This is a genomic window from Micromonospora sp. HM134, from assembly GCF_007833915.1.
GTDB lineage: Bacteria > Actinomycetota > Actinomycetes > Mycobacteriales > Micromonosporaceae > Micromonospora > Micromonospora wenchangensis.
In genome coordinates this window covers 2380439-2396946 of record NZ_CP041061.1, presented here as the reverse complement: position 1 = coordinate 2396946, position 16508 = coordinate 2380439, and the positions used below count along the sequence as shown (strand labels likewise).

Here is a 16508-nt window from a genome sequence, read left to right as displayed (position 1 = left end):
GCCCGGACGGGTGACCGTCCGGTCAGCAATGGGCAATGCTACCCGTACGGTAGGTGCCGTGCCGCTCCGCCGGACGGTCCGTCCCAGGTCGGCGGGACGACCCAGGAATCAAACGGTCAGCAGGGCATGGACCGGACGCCCGGCGAGCCGCTCCCGCCCACCCAGGAAGCCCAACTCCAGCAGTACGGTGAACCCGGCCACCGTGCCGCCGGCCCGCTCCACCAGGCCGAGGGTCGCCTCGGCGGTGCCCCCGGTGGCCAGCACGTCGTCGACCACCAGCACCCGGTGCCCGGCGGTGAAGGCGTCCTGGTGCACCTCCAGGGTCGCCTCGCCGTACTCCAGGGCGTAGGAGGCCGCGTACGCCGGCCGGGGCAGCTTGCCCGCCTTGCGCACCGGCACCACCCCCAACCCGGTCGCGTACGCGATCGCGGCGGCGATCACGAAACCCCGGGCCTCGATGCCGACCACGATGTCGAAGTTGTCCCGTCCGTGGTGGTCGATGATCCCGTCGATCACCTCACGGAACACGTCACCGTCGGCGAACAACGGCATCAGGTCCTTGAACATGACCCCGGGCTTGGGGAAGTCCGGCACGTCCAGTACCCGGCTGGCGACCAGCCGGGCCACCTGCGGGCCGCTGTCTCCGCGTACACCGGTGCTGTGGGTCTCCGTCACGGTGGTCGGCTCTCCTTCGATACGACGACGGCGTCCGTCACGCTGCTCGCACAGCATGGCGGACGCCGTCGACTCGACGTGGGGCGGGTCGCCCGTCGGTCAGCGCCGCTTCGCGCCACCGGGCCGGTTGCCGCCGCCCCCGGAGGGACGGCCGCCCCGGGCGCCGGCCGACCGCTTGGCCACCGGACGCGCGCCGACCTTCGGCGCGCTGCCGGCCAGGGCCGCCGCCTCCGGGTCGATCGGCTCGTCGCTGGCCTCCTCGGCGGCGGCCTGCCGGGCCGCACCACGCGGGGTGATCTCGCCCCGGGCGATGGCGCCCCGGCGGGCCAGCACCCGCTTGGTGTGCGCGTCGATCCGCGGGTCCTGGTTCTTGAGCAGCACCAGCAGCGGGGTGGAGAGCAGGATCGAGGTCAGGAACGCCATCGCCATACCGACGAACAGCACCAGGCCCAGGTCCTTCAGGGTGCCCGCGCCGAGCAGGCCGGCACCGATGAAGAGCAGACCGCCGACCGGGAGCAGGGCGACCACCGAGGTGTTCAACGACCGCATCAGGCTCTGGTTGAGCGCCAGGTTGGCCGCCTCGCCGTAGGTCTGGTTGTTGTTGGCGGTGATGCCCCGGGTGTTCTCCTGGACCTTGTCGAAGACCACCACCACGTCGTAGAGCGCGAAGCCCAGAATGGTGAGGAACCCGATGATGGTCGACGGGGTGACCTCGAAGCCGACCAGCGAATAGATGCCGGCGGTGAGGATCAGGTTCATGAACAGCGAGATGATCGCGGCGACCGCCATCCGCCACTCGAACCGCAGCACCAGGTAGGCCGCCACCACCAGGACGAAGATGACCAGGCCGAGCAGCGCCCGGGAGGTCACCTGGCTGCCCCAGGCCTCGCTGACCTGGCTGCCGCTGATCTGGTCGGCGTTGATGCCGAACTCCTGCGCCATCTCGGCCTTGACCGCGTTGGCCTGGTCGGCGCTGAGCTGCGAGGTGCGCAGCTCGTAGTACTCGCCGCTGGTGCTGCCGACCTTCTGCGCGGTCACCACCTCGGCGCCGCCGCCCTCGGCCGCCAGCGCGTCGTTGACCTTGGCCTCGGCCTGTTCCAGGGTGCCGACGCTGGCGGGCACCTGGAACGAGTTGCCGCCGGCGAACTCGATGCCCAGGCTGAAACCGCGCACCGCGAAGCTGAGCACGGCGATCAGCACCAGCACCCCGGCGACGGTGAACCACAGCTTGCGCCGGCCGACGATGTTGAGACCGGCCTCGCCCCGGTAGAGCCGGGACGCCAGACCACTCTTAGCCATCTCAGGCCTCCTTGACGCGCGGGTTGCGGGCGGTGCCCGGCTCGGCCGAACGGGGTGGCAGCGCCCGACCGAGGCCGCTGACCCGTGGCGACAGGAACGCCGGGGTCCGGGCGAACATCGTCATGATCGGGTGCCGGAACAGGAAGACGACCACCAGGTCGAGCACGGTCGCCAGGCCGAGGGCGAAGGCGAAGCCCTTCACCGTGCCGACCGAGACGATGTAGAGGACCACGGCGGACATCAGGGTGATCGCGTTGGCCGAGATGATCGTCCGGCGGGCCCGGATCCAGGCCCGGGGCACCGCGCTGCGCGGGCTGCGCCCCTCCCGGATCTCGTCCTTGAGCCGTTCGAAGTAGATGACGAACGAGTCCGCCGCCACACCGAGCGAGACGATCATGCCGGCGATGCCGGCGAGGGTGAGGGTGAAGCCGATCGACCGGCCGAGCACCACCAGCGCGCCGAAGACGAGCAGCGCGGAGAGCACCAGGCTCAGGAAGATGACCGAGCCGAGCAGCCGGTAGTAGAAGAACGAGTAGATGATGACCAGCAGCATGCCGATGCCGGCGGCCAGCAGACCGGCCCGCAGGTGGCTGTCGCCCAGCGTCGCGGTGACGTTCTGCTGCTCCTGCGGCACGAAGGTGACCGGCAGCGCGCCGTAGCGCAGCTGGCTGGCCAGCGCGTTGGCCGACGTGTTGTCGAAGCTGCCGGTGATCTGCGAGTCGCCGGTGAGCACGCCCTGGATCTCGGGCGAGGAGACGATCTCGTTGTCCAGCACCACGGCCACCCGGCACTTGCCGTCCTGGCCCAGGGCCGTCTGGTCGCAGCCGCCGCCGGTGTTGTTGAACGCCTCCCGGGTCAGCTCGGTCCACTTGGACTGGCCGTCGCCGGTGAAGTTCAGGCTGACCACCCAGGTGCTGGCCTGGTCGAGGACCGCGTTGGCGTCCTTGACGTCAGTGCCGACCACCTTGGCCTGGTCGAGCAGGTACTTCGCCGCGCCACCCTCACAGGCGACCGCCTGCTGCTTCTCGTCCTTGATCGACGCGGGGGGCCGCTTGTCGAGCTGGGCGCAGGTGATGGTCGGCACGTTGAACTGCATCTGCGGGGTCAGTACCGCGACCTCCTGCGGGGAGAGCGCGCCGAACGGCTTGAACGTCTCCGCCAGGGCCGGGTTGGTGCCCAGGTCGGCCGGGGCCTGGAGCCCGCTCGCGGCGGCCCAGGCCGCCGCGCCGACCTTCTTCTCGACGGCCTTGCGCTGCTCCTCGATGCTCTGCGGCACCGGGGCCTCGCTGGCGCTGGGCGAGGCGGCCGGGGCGCTCGGCGAGGCCGACCCGGACGGGGTGGCGCTGGCGCTCGGCGCGGGGGCGCCACCGCCCTGGCCACCGGCGCTCGGCGAACCGGACACCTTCGGCGAGGCGCTGCCCGACGGGGCGGGCGACGCGCTGCCGGAGGGGGCGGGCGACGCGCTGCCGGAGGGGGCGGGCGACGCGCTGCCCGACGGGGCCGGGGTCGCCGGGGCGGCGACCGCGCCGCTGCCGTCGGCGGCCTTGAGCACCTTGCGGAAGCGCAGCTCCGCGGCGCTGCCGACGTCGGTCAGGTCGCGGTTCTCACCGGGCAGGGAGATGACGATGTTCCGGTTGCCCTCGGTGACCACCTCGGCCTCGGCCACGCCGTAGGCGTTGACCCGGCTCTCGATGATCTGCCGGGCCTCCTCCAGGTTGGCCGACGTCGGGGGCTTGCCGTCGATGCTGTTGGTCGCCTCCAGCGTCAGCCGGGTGCCACCGATCAGGTCCAGGCCGAGCCGCGGCTCCAGCCGGTCCTTCCAGCCGCCGCTGGCGCCGCCCGAGAAGAACACCAAGGAATAGAGGACGACGAAGATGAACCCGAGCACGGCGAGCTGCCGCCCGGGGCGCATCTGTCCCTGAGGTGGTGCCACGGCTGTCTGTCTCCCTGTAACGGTCGCGCCGCCGGCGCAGCGGCGACGAGGTCGGAGCGGGGTTCCCGCCCCGACGTGCTCTGCGCGGGCCACTCCCGACCGACGGCACGGCGCTCCACCGCCGACGTGGTGGCGTCGGACGGACGGTGCGGGTGCCGACCCTGGGGACCGGCCCACCTATCCAGTTGTCCCGCCGCTACCCGCCCGTGGTGCCGGACGGGTGGCGGATTCACTCCTTGACGGCTTCCGCGTCCTCGGTGACCGGCTCGTCGGCCTCGGGGCGCTCGGCCCGGGTGACCACCCGGGCGATGGCCGGGCGGGCGTAACGGGTCTGCACGCCGGGGGCCACCTCCAGCAGCACGGTGTCGTCCTCGACACCCACGACCGTGCCGTAGAGCCCGCCGATGGTGACGACCTCGTCACCGGGGCCGAGCGCGGACTGCATGGCCTCAGCCTCGCGGCGGCGCTTCTGCTGCGGCCGGATCATCATGAAGTACATGACCCCGAAGAGCAGGGCGATCATGAGGATCGGCGTCAGACTGCCGGCGCCTCCGCCGGACTGTGCTGCGTAAAGCACGGTGTGCGACCTTCCCATTGGCCCCCGTCACGGCACGTGCGCGCCGGAGCGGAGGCGGATATTCACATCCTGTACAGACCGCGGCGAGTCTAATCCCTGCACCTGGGAACGCCGAATGCGGCGCAGATCACGTTCAGATCACGGTGGATCGGGCGCGTTCGAGAAGAGATCGGGCACGGCGGGGGCTTCCACACCGAATGTACCATTTGGTGGGGTGCGACCGAGGTGTCGCCAGGCGGCCTCGGTGGCCACCCGCCCCCGGGGCGTCCGGGCCAGCAGCCCGGCCCGGACCAGGAACGGCTCGCAGACCTCCTCCACCGTGTCCGGCTGCTCCCCCACCGCCACCGCCAGGGTGGACAGGCCCACCGGACCACCCCGGAACGAGTCGACCAGCGCGGTCAGCACCGCCCGGTCCAGCCGGTCCAGGCCGAGGGCGTCCACGTCGTACACGGTCAGGGCGGACCGGGCGGTCTCCAGGGTGACCACGCCCTCGGCCCGGACCTCGGCGTAGTCGCGCACCCGGCGCAGCAGCCGGTTGGCGATCCGGGGGGTGCCCCGGGACCGGCCGGCGATCTCCACCGCCCCCTCCGGGGTGATCGGCACGCCCAGAATGCGCGCCGAGCGGTGCAGCAACGCCTCCAGGTCGGCCGGGGAGTAGAAGTCGAGGTGCGCGACGAAGCCGAAGCGGTCCCGCATCGGGCCGGTCAGCAGACCGGACCGGGTGGTCGCGCCGACCAGGGTGAACGGCTCCACGTCGAGCGGGATCGCGGTGGCCCCCGGCCCCTTGCCGACGATCACGTCGACCCGGAAGTCCTCCATGGCGCTGTAGAGCAGTTCCTCCGCCGGCTTGGCGATCCGGTGGATCTCGTCGATGAACAGCACGTCGCCCTCGGCGAGGCTGGTCAGGATGGCGGCCAGGTCACCGGAGCGTTCGATCACCGGCCCGCTGGTCACCCGGATGCCGGAGCCCAGCTCGGCGGCCACGATATTGGCCAACGTCGTTTTACCGAGGCCGGGCGGCCCCGACAGGAGGATGTGGTCGGGTGGGGCGCCGCGCCGCATCGCGCCCTGCAACAGCAGGTCGAGCTGGTCGCGGACCCGGTGCTGGGCGATGAACTCGTCCAGCCGCCTCGGTCGGACGCTGACCTCCGCGTCCCGCTCCGCGTCGTCGGCGTACGCGGAGACCAGGCCGTCGCCGCTCATACCGGCCGCCCCGGCCGCGACCGTGCCACGCCGGTCACCGGGTCCGGCCGAGCAGTCGGATGGCCTGCTTGAGCAGGACCGGCACCGGCGGGGTGGGCCCGTCCACGGTCTCCGCCACGGCGGCCACCGCCTGGTCGGCCTGCCCGGCCGTCCAGCCGAGCCCGACCAGCGCCTGGCGGACCTGGTCCGGCCAGGCCCCGGCGGTCACCCCGGCCGCACCGTCGGGGCCCACCGGGACCGGGCCGATCCGGTCACGCAGCTCCAGCACCAGCCGTTCGGCGCCCTTCTTGCCGATCCCGGGCACCCGGGTCAGGGCGGCGGTGTCGGCGTTGGCGATGGCCTTGCGCACCGCGTCCGGGGTGTGCACGGCCAGCACCGCCTGGGCCAGTCGCGGGCCGACCCCGCTGGCCGTCTGGAGCAGCTCGAACAGCTGCTTGGCGTCGTCGTCGGCGAAGCCGTAGAGGGTGAGCGAATCCTCCCGGACCACCAGGCTGGTGGCGAGCCGGGCCGGCTGGCCGACCCGCAGCTCGGCCAGGGTCCCGGGGGCGCACTGCACGGCCAGGCCGACTCCCCCGACCTCGACCACCGCGTGGTCCGGGCCGGTCGCGGTCACCGTGCCGCGCACGCTGGCGATCATCGTGCTCCTCCTCGTCGTGCCCGGTCGGCGGCCTCGGCCAGCTTGGAGCGGGTGCCGCCGCGCCACACGTGGCAGATGGCCAGGGCCAGGGCGTCGGCCGCGTCGGCCGGTTTGGGCGGCTCGGCCAGCCGCAGCAGCCGGGTGACCATCGTGGTCATCTGCTTCTTGTCGGCCTGGCCGGAGCCGGTCACCGCCGCCTTGACCTCGCTCGGGGTGTACGTCTGCACCGGCAGCCCGGCCCGCGCCCCGGCCAGCACGGCGATCCCGCTGGCCTGGGCGGTGCCCATCACGGTGCGGACGTTGTGCTGGCTGAACACCCGCTCGACGGCGACCGCGTCGGGCCGGTGCTCGGCGACCAGGTCGGTCAGCGACCGGTCCAGGTGCAGCAGCCGCAGCGACAGGTCGTCGGCGGGGTCGGTGTAGACGACGTAGTAGGCGACGAGCGAGCAGGGCCGGCCCGGCACGCCCTCGACCACGCCGACCCCGCACCGGGTCAGCCCCGGGTCGACGCCCAGCACGCGCACGCCGCCTCCTCCGGGCCCTCGACAGTACGGGTGTTCGACACCCTACTGGTCCACCCCGACACGCCGGTGGGCGGACACGCCGCCCGGCGGTGGGGCTCAGCGGGCCCGCAGGCCGTCGAGCACGCCGTCGACGACCCTCTCGGGCAGCAGCCGGTCGTCCAGCTCCGGGTGCCAGCGCATCAGCCGCTGGACCAGCATCGGCCCGGTGAGCAGCGCCATCGCCACCTCGATGTCGAGATCGGCGCGCAGCTCGCCTGCGGCCACGCCCCGGCGGAGCACCTCCCGCATGATCTTCCGGCGGGGCTCGATGATGTTCTGGTAGAGCTGGAAGTGGTCCGGGCTGCGGTTCACCTCGGGCACCAGGCACGGCATGATCCGCTCGGCCCGGGGGTCGACGTTGTGCCCGACGGCCCCGACCAGCAGCACCAGGTCGTCGCGGACGGAGTGCCCGGCCGGCTGGGCGACCACCCCCTTGAGCCGGCGCAGCGCGTCCAGCAGGAGGGCGTCCTTGCCGGGCCAGCGGCGGTAGATGGTGGCCTTGCCCACCCCGGCGCGGGTGGCGATCGCCTCGATCGACAGCGCCTCGATGGTGCTGCCCTCGGCGAGCAGGTCCAGGGTGGCCTCGATGATGGCCTCGTCCGCGCGGGTGCTCCGCGGTCGCCCGGGCGACCGCGGAGCATCGGCGGTGGGGTTCATGTCAGACATCGTTCTGCGAACCTACGTGGTTCCGGCCAATTCCCGCTCCGCCACCGGCGTGGCGGTGACGGCCGCGTCGGGCCGGCCCGGCATCCAGCGCAGCACGATGATGATGCCGAGGGCGGCCACCACGGCGGAGATCGCCGCCGCCCAGTGCATGGCCGAGACGAAGGCGTCGTTGGCCGCCGCGATCAGCCGCGGGGCCGCCGGGCCGAGCTGCGCCGCCGCCGCGTACGCCCCGGAGACCGACTCGGTGGCCGCCTCCCGGGCCGGTGCGGGCAGGGCGTCGGCGGCCGTGGCGATGTCCTCCCGGTAGACCGCGGAGAGCACCGAGCCGAGCACCGCGACGCCCAGCGCACCGGCGACCTGGCGGACGGTGTTGCTCACCGCCGAGCCGACGCCGGCCTTCTCCCGGGGCAGCGCCGACATGATCGACTCGGTGGCCGGCGGCATGATGTTCGCCATCCCGACACCCTGGAGGAAGAAGGCCACCAGCACCACCCAGATCGGCGTGGTGGCGTCGATGAAGGCGAACGCGGCCAGCGCCACGGCGGTCAGCGCGAGGCCGACCGTGGCGACCGCCCGGCCGCCGTACCGGCGCACCATGGCGGCGCTGCGCGGTGCGAAGACCAGCTGCGCCCCGGCGAACGGCAGGAAGAACAGGCCGGTCTCCAGCGGGCTGTAGCCCCGGACGAGCTGCATGTAGAACGAGCTGAAGAACATCACGCCCATGGCGGCGAAGAAGACCAGGCCGACGATCGCCACCGGGGCGGCGAACCGGGGCACCCGGAACAGCCGTACGTCCAGCGAGGGGTGGTCGCTGCGCCGTTCGTGCGCGACGAACCAGGCCAGCACCGCCACCCCGCCGAGGATCGCGGCCCACACGGTCGGCCGGCCGAAGCCGTGCTCGCCGCCGTCGATGATGCCGTAGGTCAGCGCGACCAGGCCGACGACCGAGAGCAGCACGCCGAGGATGTCGACCCGGCCCGGCCTGGGGTCCCGCGACTCGGGCACCAGCAGGGCCACCAGCAGCACCCCGAGCGCCACCACCGGCACGTTGATCAGGAAGACCGAGCCCCACCAGAAGTGCTCCAGCAGCGCGCCGCCGAGAATCGGGCCGATCGCCACCGCCAGGCCGACCGCGCCGGCCCAGACGCCGATGGCGCGGCCCCGTTCCCGGGGGTCGAAGACGTTGGAGATGATCGACAGGGTGACCGGCATGATCGCCGCCCCGCCGATGCCCATCAGGGCGCGGGCCGCGATCAGCTGGCCGGGGTTCTGCGCGTACGCCGACAGCAGGGACGACAGGCCGAACAGGACCAGGCCGATGAGCAGGAACCGGCGACGGCCGGCCCGGTCGCCGAGGACGCCGAAGGTGAACAGCAGGCCGGCGAAGACGAGGGTGTAGGAGTTGATCGCCCATTCCAGCTCGCCCTGGCTGGCCCCGAGGCCGTGCACCGGGTCGGCCAGGGTACGCAGGGCGACGTTGAGGATGGTGTTGTCGAGGACGACGACGAGCAGGCTGACCACCAGCACGCCGAGGATCGCCCATCGTCTCGGATGTCCGGTGTTCTCGTGCGGTTGCATACGCTCCGGCGCTCCCCCCGGTTCACCCGCGCCGCTGAAATACGGAACGGGTCAGACTCGTAACGACATTCACCTTACGAGCCACATGTTTCGATACGACACCGGTTCGTATCGAATGTGGTGCGGGTCACCCGGTCAGACCGGCGGGGCGCAGGCGGCCAGGGCGGCGGAGAAGCTGGTCAGCCGGGTCGACGGGGGCGCGAGGGGCTCGATCCAGCCCGGCCCGGCGGCGTACACCCGTACCCCCGGGAAGTCACGGCCGAAGCGGACCAGACGGTACGCGCGACCGGTGACCGGCGTCTGCGACCAGACCACCACGATCCGCGGGCGGGCCCGCAGCACGGCGGAGCCCAGCGCCACCCAGGGCAGCGCCGGCCCCAGGTGCAGGCAGCCCCGACCCTGCTCGCGCAGCGCGGCGGCCACCGCGTGCAGGCCCAGGCAGTGCGCCTCGTTCTCGGCCCCGGCGAGCAGCACCCCGTCGGTGCGCAACCGCCGGCCGGGGACACGCCGGTGCACGTCCAGCCCGATCCGGATGCCCTCGGACAGGGCGTGCTCGACGGCGATCTCGGCGGCGTCGCGCCCCCGCAGCCCGGCCAGCAGCGGTACGCACACCGCCTCCCACACCGCCGCCACCCCGGCGTCGGCGGCGAACTCCAGCACCAGCGCGGCCACCAGGTTCGCGTCGAGGTCCTCGGCGGCGGCCGAGAGCCGCTTGTGGGCCGTCTCGACGACCTCGACCGGCATCGGATCCGACAACACCAGACGCACCCCCCGGGTAGGACACCGTTACCAGGGGGTTCGCCCGGACGGGGCGGTTCGGATGCGCCGCCGGGGAAAAACTGCGGTGGTTCAGCCGGTGAGCGCCTCCAACGCCAGGTCCACGTCCGCCTCGGTGGTGTAGAGGTGGAACGCGACCCGGACCTGCCCGGCGCGCACCGCCGCCCGGACCCCGGCACGCGCCAGCCGCTGCCGCGCCTCGGGCACCTCCACCGCGACGATCGCGCTGTGCCCCGGCGGCCGGCCCAGCCCGGCCAGGAACCGGTTCGCCAACGCCACGTCGTACGCCCCGATCGCCGCCGGGCCGAGCGCGGCGACCAGCTCCAACGCCGGGGCGGTGCCCACCCAGCTGAACCAGGCCGGGGAGCTGTCGAACCGGCGGGCGTCGTCGGCCAGCCGCAGCGGCGGACCGTAGTAGGTGGACAGCGGCTCCTTGGCCGCGAACCAGCCGGCCGCGTCCGGACGCATCCGCTCGCGCAGCCCCGGGGCCAGGTAGGCCAGCGCCGAGCCGCGCGGCGACACCAGCCACTTGTACGTCCCGACCGCGACCGCGTCGGCCAGCGCCGCGTCGAACGGCAGCCACCCGCACGCCTGGGTGGCGTCCACCACCACCAGCGCGTCGTGCGCGCGGGCCGCGGCCACGATCCCGGCGTACGGGGCGACGGCCCCGTCGGCGGACTGCACCAGGCTGAACGCGACCAGATCGGTGCCGGCGTCGATCGCGTCGCACAGGCCGGCCAGCGGCACGGTGCGCACCCGCACCCCGCGTTCCTCCTGCACCAGCCAGGGGAAGAGGTTGGCGGTGAACTCGACCTCGGGGACGACCACGGTGGCCCCGGCGGGCAGGGCCGCGGCGATCGGCCCGAGCAGCTGCGACACGCTGCCGGCGACCGCGACGTCGGTCACCGGCACCCCGACCAGGCCGGCGAACGCCTCCCGGGCCCGCCCGGTCGCCTCCTCCCACACCTCGTGGGAGGTACGCCCCACCCGCCAGTCGGCCAACGCCTCCTGCACCGCCGTCCAGACCGGCTCGGGCGGAAGCCCGTAACTGGCGGTGTTCAACCAGCCGGGTTCCGGCTGCCACAGCTCGCGTGCCTGCGCCAACTCCATGCGTCGAGGCTAGTGACACCCCCGCGCGCCCGGTCAGCACCAATCCGCCGGTGGTGGCCCGCACCGGCCGGCCACCCGACCGGCCCCGGCTTGACCGGCTGACCTAGGTTGATGATCCACACAGCGACGATCCCCTGGAAGGGTGATGCCCCGTGCCCGTCGGCTTCACGTTCGCCGTCATTCTCGCCATCGGGGCGCTGGTCGCCGGCGCGGTGCTGCTCCTCGCCCGCCACCCGGGCGTCCGGCGCACCTCCGCGCTGGTCGCGCTCGGCTGCCTGGCCGGCGCGCTGCTGTTCGGGATCGGCGCCAGCGCGCACTCCGTGCCGATCCGCTCGGTCGGCATCGTCACCAGCTTCAACAAGCCGACCGGCGAGGTCACCGGCTCCGGGCTCAAGTGGGTCGCACCCTGGCAGAAGGTCGGCGAGTGGGACGCCGGCCGGCAGAAGTACGACCACATCGGCGGCGACCAGTGCGTCCGGGTCCGCACCGGCACCCTCGCCGACGCCTGCGTGGAGGTGCTGGTCGAGTGGCAGGTCAAGCCGGAGAACGCGCCGAAGCAGTTCATGGACTACAAGGGCGACTTCGAGAGCTTCCGGGGCCAGCGGGTGGGGGTGCAGCTCGACAGCGCGGTCAACGACGCCTTCGCCACGTACAACCCGCTGGAGAAGATCGACGCCCGGACGGGGAACCTGAACGTCGACCTCAAGCCGTTCGCCGAGAGCATCCGCAGCAACGCCGAGGGCCGGCTCTCCGGTGACGTCGACATCCTGTCCGTCACCATCACCCGGGTCAACCACGACGACAAGACCGAGGGCAACATCAAGGCCTTCCAGGACAAGCTCGCCCAGACCCGCAACCTCGAACAGGACCGCCGCAACGCCGACATCCAGCGGCAGATCACCGAGACCAACGCCAAGGTCGACAAGGTGTCCCGCTGCCTGGAGATCGCCGAGAAGAACGGCAGCACCCCCGGGCTGTGCATCAACCCGGGGATCGTGACCGGCGGCAAGTGACCGGCTCGCCGGGCGGCGGTGGTCGCCGCCCGGCGGGTCAGCTCACGTTGGCCGGGCCGAGGACGCTCTTGAGGTCACCCATCAGCGCGGTCGTGGCGGCCACCCGGAACGGGCCGAGCCGCAGGGTGGTCACCTTGCCGCCGTTGAGCAGCTTGACGTGCACCTCGGTGTCGCCGGGGTGCAGCACCAGGGTCTCCTTGAGCCGTTCCACCAGCGGCGGCGTGCACCGGTGCACCGGGATGGTCAGCGTCACCGGCTTGCTGCCGGGGGTGCTGCTGACGTCCGGCATGGACATGTCCATCGCCATGATCCGGGGGGTGTCGTCGCGCCGGTCCACCCGGCCCTTGACCACCACGATCGCGTCCTCGGCGATGTACTGGCCGATCACCTCGTAGGTGTTCGGGAAGAACAGCGTCTCCACCCCGCCGGCCAGGTCCTCCAGGGCGGCCGAGGCCCAGGCCCGGCCCTGCTTGGTGACCCGGCGCTGCACGCCGGAGAGGATGCCGGCCAGGGTGACCACCGCGCCGTCGGGCACGGTGCCCTCCTCCGACAGCGCGGCGATGGTGGTGTCGGCCGCCGCGCCCAGGACGTGTTCCAGGCCGAACAGCGGGTGGTCGGAGACGTAGAGGCCGAGCATCTCGCGTTCGAAGGCGAGCTTGTCCCGCTTGTCCCATTCCGCGTCGCCGATGACCGGCATCACGGTGGTGCTGCCGGTGTCGGCGTCACCGAAGCCGGCCCCGAACAGGTCGTACTGGCCGACGGCCTCCTTGCGCTTGACGTCGGCGAACGCGTCGATGGCGTCCGCGTGCACGGCGAGCAGGCCCTTGCGGGTGTGCCCGAGCGAGTCGAACGCGCCGGCCTTGATCAGGGATTCGATGGTCTTCTTGTTGCAGACCACCGCGTCGACCTTGGACAGGAAGTCGTAGAAGTCGGCGTACTCGCCCTTCTCGTCGCGGCACCGCATGATCGCCGCGACCACGTTCGCCCCGACGTTGCGCACGGCGGCCAGGCCGAACCGGATGTCCTTGCCGACCGGGGTGAACGGGCCGGCGGAGGTGTTCACGTCCGGCGGCAGCACCTGGATGCGCATCCGGCGGCACTCCGACAGGTAGAGCGCCATCTTGTCCTTGTCGTCACCGACGGAGGTCAGCAGCGCCGCCATGTACTCGGCCGGGTAGTGCGCCTTGAGGTACGCCGTCCAGTACGACACCAGCCCGTACGCGGCGGAGTGGGCCTTGTTGAAGGCGTACCCGGCGAACGGGACCAGGACGTCCCACACCGCCTGGATGGCCTCGTCGGAGTAGCCGCGCTCGCGGCAGCCGTCCCGGAACGGGATGAACTCCTTGTCGAGGATCTCCTTCTTCTTCTTGCCCATCGCCCGGCGCAGCAGGTCGGCCTGGCCGAGGGTGTAGCCGGCGAGGATCTGCGCGGCGCGCTGCACCTGCTCCTGGTAGACGATCAGGCCGTGGGTGGGCGCGAGGATCTCCCGCAGCGGCTCCTCCAGCTCCGGGTGGATCGGGGTGATCTCCTGGAGGCCGTTCTTGCGCAGCGCGTAGTTGGTGTGCGAATCGACGCCCATCGGGCCGGGCCGGTAGAGCGCCAGCACGGCCGAGATGTCCTCGAAGTTGTCCGGCTTCATCAGCCGCAGCAGCGAACGCATCGGCCCGCCGTCGAGCTGGAACACCCCGAGGGTGTCGCCCCGGGCGAGCAGCTCGTAGGCGGGCTTGTCGTCCAGCGGCAGGCCCAGCAGGTCGAGTTCCCGGCCGTGGTTGAGCTGGATGTTCTTGACCGCGTCGTCGATGATCGTCAGGTTCCGCAGGCCGAGGAAGTCCATCTTCAACAGCCCGAGCGACTCGCAGGTCGGGTAGTCGAACTGGGTGATGATCACCCCGTCGGCGTCCCGGCGCATCAGCGGGATGTGGTCGATGATCGGCTCGGCGGACATGATCACGCCGGCGGCGTGCACACCGGTCTGCCGGATCAGCCCCTCGATGCCCTTGGCGGTGTCGATCACCTTGCGGACGTCCGGGTCGGTCTCGTAGAGGCCACGGATCTCGCCGGCCTCGGCGTACCGGGGGTGCTTCGGGTCGAAGATGCCGGTGAGCGGGATGTCCTTGCCCATCACCGCCGGGGGCATCGCCTTGGTGATCCGGTCGCCGACCGCGTACGGGAAGCCGAGGACCCGGGCCGAGTCCTTGATCGCGGCCTTCGCCTTGATCGTGCCGAAGGTGGCGATCTGGGCGACCTTGTCCTCACCCCACTTGTCGGTCACGTACTTGATCACCTCGCCGCGCCGACGCTCGTCGAAGTCGATGTCGACATCCGGCATCGAGACCCGCTCGGGGTTGAGGAACCGCTCGAAGATCAGCCCGTGCGGGATCGGGTCCAGGTCGGTGATGCCCAACGCGTACGCGACGAGCGAACCGGCGGCCGAGCCACGGCCGGGACCCACCGCGATGCCCTGGCTCTTGGCCCACTGGATGAAGTCGGCCACCACGAGGAAGTACGACGGGAAGCCCATCTGGTTGATGACGCCCAGCTCGTACTCGGCCTGCACCACGTGCCCCTCGGGGATGCCCCCGGGGTAGCGGCGGGCCAGCCCCCGGAAGGTCTCCTTGCGGAACCAGGACTCCTCGGTCTCCCCCTCGGGCACCGGGAAGCGCGGCATCAGGTTGTGGAACTCGAACATCCCGCTCGGGTCGACCTTCTCGGCCACCAGCAGGGTGTTGCGGCAGCCCTGCTGCCAGAACTCCGAGGAGTCGACGGCGCGCATCTGGTCGGCGGACTTGACGAAGTAGCCGCCGCCGTCGAAGCGGAACCGGTTGGGGTCGGCGACGTTGCTGCCGGTCTGCACGCAGAGCAGCACGTCGTGCGCCTCGGCCTGCGCCTCGTGGGTGTAGTGCGAGTCGTTGGTGACCACCGGCGGGATGTCCAGCTTGCGGGCGATGGTGATCAGATCGTCGCGGACCCGCTGCTCGATGGAGAGCCCGTGGTCCATGATCTCCAGGAAGTAGTTCTCCTTGCCGAAGATGTCCTGGTAGGAGGCGGCGACCTTGAGTGCCTCGTCGAACTGGCCCAGCCGCAGCCGGGTCTGCACCGCGCCGGACGGGCAGCCGGTGGTGGCCATGATGCCCTCGGCGTGCTCGGCGATCAGCTCCATGTCCATCCGGGGCCACTTGACGTAGTGCCCCTCCATGGACGCCCGGGAGTTGAGGGTGAACAGGTTCTTCAGGCCCTGCGCGTTGCGCGCCCACATGGTCTTGTGGGTGATCGCGCCGTTACCCGAGACGTCGTCGCTCTTCTGTTCCGGCCGGCCCCACTTGACCCTGGCCTTGTGGTAGCGCGACTCCGGCGCCACGTACGCCTCGACCCCCAGGATCGGGGTGACCCCGGCGGCCATCGCCTGCTTGTAGAAGTCGTTCGCGCCGTGCATGTTGCCGTGGTCGGTGATCGCCACCGCCGGCATCCCCAGCCGGTTGGCCTCGGCGAAGAGGTCCTTCAACCGGGCCGCCCCGTCGAGCATCGAGTACTCGGTGTGCACGTGCAGATGCGCGAACGAATCGCTCATACGTGAGCCCCCGGGAAAGGTCGATCAAGGCGGAACAGGCACGACCGGCCCACCCTACCGGGCCGTCCCACGCCGGCCCGGTAGCGGCATGGGGTGTCGGCCGGGCGTCGCCGACGGTCACCGGCCACGCCCCCGACAGCGACCGCCCGCCCGCCCCGCCACCCCCGTGGAAGCCTCCCCGACCACCGACGCCAGCATCGAAACGGTCGCCAGATCACACTCTTCACAAATAACGGTATAGGGGACAAAAAGGTCGAGCAGTTCCTAGTCTGGGGTCGGCAATTCGCCACGACCAAAGGAGACAGTATGAGACGAGGACTCGCATCCGCCGCCGTGGTGGGGGCCGCGGCGCTGGCAGCCGGGATGCTGACGGCGACACCCGCGTACGCGGGCACCTGTGTGGCCAGCGACCCGTGCGACACGACGGTCACCTTCGACGTCACCGCCGGGGCCCTGCAGATCACCGTCCCGGACACCGCCGACCTGGCCAACGACGGCACCCCCGGGGGCTACGCGTACGGCCAGCTCGGCGCGATCACCGTCGACGACCTGCGGGCCAGCGCCACCCCGAGCTGGGTCGCCACGGTCAGCAGCACCGCCTTCATCACCGGCACCGGCACCGACCCGGGCACCAGCATCCCGGCCAGCGACGTCTACTACTGCTCGGGCGACGCCACCGCCACCACCGGCAGCGGCACCTTCGTCCCCGGCCAGGCGAGCCCCTGCGACCCGCCGCCGCCGGCCGACGGCACCGCCCTGGACACGCCGGCCACCGCGTTCAGCCACACCGTGCTCCCCGCCGACACCGGCAACAACTCGGCGACCTGGAACCCGCTGCTCACCGTCGCCGTTCCGCTCTCCGCCGTCGCCGGGCAGTTCACCGGCACGATCACCCACTCGGTCGCCTGA

At 71.9% G+C, this 16508-nt stretch carries 14 protein-coding genes; 2 read left to right on the top strand and 12 right to left on the bottom strand.

Features of this window, described 5'->3' with window-relative positions:
• Positions 1–108: 108 nt before the first annotated feature.
• The 11 genes from FJK98_RS10730 to FJK98_RS10680 form a co-directional block, all read right to left on the bottom strand.
• Positions 109–675 (bottom strand): adenine phosphoribosyltransferase, encoded by a 567-nt coding sequence (locus FJK98_RS10730; protein ID WP_088644004.1) that lies wholly within the window; start codon positions 673–675, stop codon positions 109–111.
• A gap of 99 nt (positions 676–774) precedes the next feature.
• Positions 775–1974: a protein translocase subunit SecF gene (secF, locus tag FJK98_RS10725; RefSeq protein ID WP_145918891.1), complete on the bottom strand. Its 1200-nt coding sequence runs from the start codon at positions 1972–1974 to the stop codon at positions 775–777.
• A 1-nt stretch (position 1975) separates the two neighbouring features.
• Positions 1976–3907, bottom strand: a complete 1932-nt coding sequence (gene secD / locus FJK98_RS10720) for a protein translocase subunit SecD (protein ID WP_205789413.1) — start codon at positions 3905–3907, stop codon at positions 1976–1978.
• 229 nt (positions 3908–4136) lie between these two features.
• Complete coding sequence (gene yajC, locus FJK98_RS10715; protein ID WP_145918890.1) at positions 4137–4502, bottom strand: preprotein translocase subunit YajC; 366 nt, start codon at positions 4500–4502, stop codon at positions 4137–4139.
• Between the two features lie 120 nt (positions 4503–4622).
• A complete protein-coding gene (ruvB, locus tag FJK98_RS10710; protein WP_145918889.1) occupies positions 4623–5687 on the bottom strand; it encodes a Holliday junction branch migration DNA helicase RuvB in 1065 nt (354 codons plus the stop codon).
• Positions 5688–5721: 34 nt separating this feature from the next.
• The gene (gene ruvA, locus FJK98_RS10705; RefSeq protein ID WP_145918888.1) at positions 5722–6324 is read right to left on the bottom strand and encodes a Holliday junction branch migration protein RuvA; all 603 of its coding nucleotides are present in this window, start codon (positions 6322–6324) and stop codon (positions 5722–5724) included.
• The gene (gene ruvC / locus FJK98_RS10700; protein ID WP_145918887.1) at positions 6321–6848 is read right to left on the bottom strand and encodes a crossover junction endodeoxyribonuclease RuvC; all 528 of its coding nucleotides are present in this window, start codon (positions 6846–6848) and stop codon (positions 6321–6323) included. The genes ruvA and ruvC overlap by 4 nt, the downstream gene beginning before the upstream one ends.
• Before the next feature lie 96 nt (positions 6849–6944).
• Entirely contained in the window at positions 6945–7553 is a 609-nt protein-coding gene (locus FJK98_RS10695; protein WP_145918886.1) for a TetR/AcrR family transcriptional regulator, read from the bottom strand.
• A gap of 12 nt (positions 7554–7565) precedes the next feature.
• Entirely contained in the window at positions 7566–9131 is a 1566-nt protein-coding gene (locus tag FJK98_RS10690) for an MFS transporter (protein WP_145918885.1), read from the bottom strand.
• 135 nt (positions 9132–9266) lie between these two features.
• Positions 9267–9890: a transcriptional regulator gene (locus FJK98_RS10685; protein ID WP_240762745.1), complete on the bottom strand. Its 624-nt coding sequence runs from the start codon at positions 9888–9890 to the stop codon at positions 9267–9269.
• A gap of 90 nt (positions 9891–9980) precedes the next feature.
• Entirely contained in the window at positions 9981–11018 is a 1038-nt protein-coding gene (locus FJK98_RS10680; protein ID WP_145918884.1) for an aminotransferase class V-fold PLP-dependent enzyme, read from the bottom strand.
• Positions 11019–11170: 152 nt separating this feature from the next.
• On the opposite strand from FJK98_RS10680, the gene FJK98_RS10675 reads away from it, so the two are divergent.
• Positions 11171–12031, top strand: coding sequence for an SPFH domain-containing protein (locus FJK98_RS10675; RefSeq protein WP_145918883.1), 861 nt, complete (start codon positions 11171–11173; stop codon positions 12029–12031).
• 37 nt (positions 12032–12068) lie between these two features.
• Here the strand turns inward: FJK98_RS10675 and dnaE are convergent, their stop codons facing one another.
• Positions 12069–15599 carry a DNA polymerase III subunit alpha gene (dnaE, locus tag FJK98_RS10670; protein WP_145918882.1) on the bottom strand — a complete coding sequence of 1177 codons (3531 nt, stop codon included), beginning with the start codon at positions 15597–15599 and terminating at the stop codon, positions 12069–12071.
• A 306-nt stretch (positions 15600–15905) separates the two neighbouring features.
• Between dnaE and FJK98_RS10665 the strand changes: the two genes are divergently transcribed.
• Positions 15906–16508: a hypothetical protein gene (locus tag FJK98_RS10665; protein ID WP_145918881.1), complete on the top strand. Its 603-nt coding sequence runs from the start codon at positions 15906–15908 to the stop codon at positions 16506–16508.